The sequence below is a fragment of the Clostridium sp. D43t1_170807_H7 genome, from assembly GCF_015555905.1.
In the GTDB taxonomy this organism is placed as follows: Bacteria; Bacillota; Clostridia; order Clostridiales; family Clostridiaceae; genus Clostridium.
The window spans coordinates 1-3011 of sequence record NZ_JADNLK010000055.1; the positions used below are offsets into that span (position 1 = coordinate 1).

Below are 3011 nucleotides of genomic sequence, written 5' to 3' on the forward strand. Positions count from 1 at the left end.
TATGCGGGTATCGTATATCGGTAATACTCCAGCCTTCCAAGCTGGAAAGGTGGGTTCGATTCCCACTACCCGCTCCATAAGAAAGACAATCTATAAGATTGTCTTTTTTTATTTTAATTTAAAATAAAAATCTATTATTTCAAAGTAGTATATTTATTTTTATATATTCGAGGATTAATTAACAATAAGAAATTTGTAGGACTAAATAATTTCATTATATTATTTAAGGATGAAAAGTTCATAAGGGAATTTCAAAATACTGTATTCTTAATTGTAAAAGAGGCATTTTTATTAAATGCCTCTTTTTATGTATATAAAATGTATTATTTTAGGTAGAAGTATTAATAATATATTTAAATAGATGTTAATTATGATAGAAAGAAGAAAGAAAATATGAAAATTATACATAATATTTTAAAAGTAAGTATATTATTATTAATTATAATATTAAATGTTAATATGAATACATATGGAGGTAAGCGAGATATAAAAATAATAGGCCATAGAGGGGCTAGTGCTTTAGAACCTGAAAATACTATACCATCTTTTAATAGGGCAGCTAGTGTGGGTGCTTGGGGAGTGGAAGCGGATATATACGTATTAAGGGATGGAAATATTGTTGTATTTCATGATGCTGATGTCGAAAGGATGACAAATGGTGTGGGAGAAATTAAAAATATGAATTTAGCAGAGGTAAAAGCACTTGATATAGATAGTGGTAATAATATTCGTAACTATAATAATTTAAAAATACCAACCTTGGATGAATATTTGAATTGTTGTGTTGAAAATAAATTAACACCAATTATTGAGTTTAAAGTAGTTAATGCTGAAAAGGTTAAGGAAATTGTTGATAAAATAAAAAAATATGGACTTGAGGATAATACTATAATAATATCTACTTCATATGAATGGATAAAATATATTAGAGAGTATAGTGATAAAATTCATTTTCAATATTTAAATGATATAACTATAGAAAATATTAATTTATTAAAGAAATACGGAAATTATGGAATAGATATTAAGATAGATAAAATAACAAAAGATAAAGTTGATTTAGCTCATTTAAATGGTGCAAAAGTTAATGTATGGACTGTAAATAATAAAAATGATATAAAGAGTCTAATTGATATGGGAGTAGATATGATTACTAGTGATCTAGGATTTTAATAAAAATATATTTTATATGTATAAGAAAATATGTTCTGGTCAAGAATTAAAATAGTTAATTCTTGGAGGTGTAAAATATGAATAAAGTTACTTTAGTAGGTAATGTAGTTAATAATTTAGAGTTGAAGGATTATAAGAATGATGAAAAAGAAGGAAAATATGTTAGATTTACTTTAGCAGTAAATGAGTATAATGTTAAAAGAAATGAAAGAATAGCAACATTCGTAGAAATAGTAGCATTCGATAAAAAAGCTATAATATTAGCCCATAATGTTGGGAAGGGAAGTAGATTAGCAGTTGAAGGGAAAATCAGGACTAGTAATTATGTTAGTGAAACAGGAGAAAAGAGGTATAAAGTTGATATAATTTTAAGTGAGTTTACTTTCATAGATAGCAAGAAAAAGGTTGTTAACGAAGTAATTAATGAAGAGGTACCATTTTAAAAAGCATATACATGTAAAAAGTAAAATATACTTTAGCATATTAGATATGACTCATTGATACTATTATAATAGTTCAATGAGTTATTTTTTATACTTTATTTATTGAATATTTTATTTACTATAAGAAATAAAAATTTTAGATGTGGAAAAATAAAGTTTAATTTTTATTATATAAATAGACTATATCACTGAAATTAGTGAAATAGCCTATTTAGTGGTGCACCCAGAGGGATTTGAACCCCCGACGCCTGGATTCGAAGTCCAGCACTCTATCCAACTGAGCTATGAGTGCAAAAGATACATAAATTATTATAATATCAAAAAAAACAAATTACTAGATGGTGTTATATTACTTTTCTATATCTAATATTTCAACAGTATAAGATTCATCAGGAGAATTTATAGTAAGTTTATGACCTATTTTATGTTTGAAAATAGATTTTTTTAGGGGTGATTCTATACTTATTTTATTATTTAATGGATCAGCTTCTATTATAGTTACAATTAAAAACTTTTATATAAAGTCATCTTCTATAAATTTTAAAATTATTTTTTTTATTTAGTTCAACTTCGTCATTTTTAGTATCGTCCTTAATTATTACTGCTATTTTTATTATTTTTTCCGAGAATATTATCCTACTTTCATTTCTAGCATGTTCTCTTTTGCGGGCTTTGTATTAGAAGTTTTCAATTAAATCACCATGTGCTCTAGCGGCTTCTAAATCTTTATTTACTTTCTAATTACAACTTTTCTATTTTCAATTTCATATTTAAAGATTTTTATTTATTCATCAGTTAAATAGTTATACATAAGGTGGCCTGTTTAGTCGGGTATAATTATATATTAAGTGCACAAAATATATATAAGTTAATTAATATAGAGTATTAAATTAGTATATATATCAATTATATATACAAAATATGTAATTAATAATTGTATAAACTTACAAAAAAAGATAAAATTACATAAAAACATTAATACTCTTTGCCAGGCGTATCAATAATAGGAAAAAAGAGAAATATATCGAAAAAATAAAGAAAATAATGAATAATTTCATTTTATAATACTTATAATATATTTAAGATGAAAATGCTATGATAAAATAGTCATTGTCCTTGAGGGAAACAGTTACTAACTGAAGCAAGTTAAAAAAACTTGAAAAAATAAGTTAAAAAAACTGTTGACACGAAAGTGATAAAGTGATAAGATAATGAAGTCGCTTGAGTGCGACAGATAAATGATCTTTGAAAATTGAACAGAATATAGTTAAAGTAAACCAGCAATTCTTTTGAGAGTCTTAAAACAAAGACTCAAAGCAATTTGAGCAAATGATTAAACTTTTTAGTGAGAGTTTGATCCTGGCTCAGGACGAACGCTGGCGGCGTGCCTAACAC

The 3011-nt window shown here is 25.3% G+C and carries 3 protein-coding genes and 2 tRNA genes; 3 read left to right on the plus strand and 2 right to left on the minus strand.

Annotation, left to right across the window (positions count from 1 at the left end; translation table 11 throughout):
• Window positions 1-3 precede the first annotated feature (3 nt).
• The 3 genes from I2E98_RS15590 to I2E98_RS15600 all read left to right on the plus strand — a co-directional run bounded on the left by I2E98_RS15590 (window position 4) and on the right by I2E98_RS15600 (window position 1616).
• Window positions 4-77: transfer RNA gene (locus I2E98_RS15590), tRNA-Gly, on the plus strand.
• 316 nt (window positions 78-393) lie between these two features.
• Window positions 394-1173: a glycerophosphodiester phosphodiesterase family protein gene (locus I2E98_RS15595; RefSeq protein WP_195469786.1), complete on the plus strand. Its 780-nt coding sequence runs from the start codon at window positions 394-396 to the stop codon at window positions 1171-1173.
• A gap of 77 nt (window positions 1174-1250) precedes the next feature.
• Entirely contained in the window at window positions 1251-1616 is a 366-nt protein-coding gene (locus tag I2E98_RS15600; protein WP_195469787.1) for a single-stranded DNA-binding protein, read from the plus strand.
• Between the two features lie 215 nt (window positions 1617-1831).
• Here the strand turns inward: I2E98_RS15600 and I2E98_RS15605 are convergent.
• Window positions 1832-1908 (minus strand) — tRNA-Arg (locus I2E98_RS15605).
• Window positions 1909-1965: 57 nt separating this feature from the next.
• Complete coding sequence (locus tag I2E98_RS16145) at window positions 1966-2121, minus strand: GreA/GreB family elongation factor (protein ID WP_347708050.1); 156 nt, start codon at window positions 2119-2121, stop codon at window positions 1966-1968.
• Between the last annotated feature and the right edge of the window lie 890 nt (window positions 2122-3011).

Coding starts and splice junctions, on each gene's coding strand:
- I2E98_RS15595 (WP_195469786.1), top strand. CDS start 394: ATGAAAATTATACATAATATTTTAAAAGTAAGTATATTATTATTAATT.
- I2E98_RS15600 (WP_195469787.1), top strand. CDS start 1,251: ATGAATAAAGTTACTTTAGTAGGTAATGTAGTTAATAATTTAGAGTTG.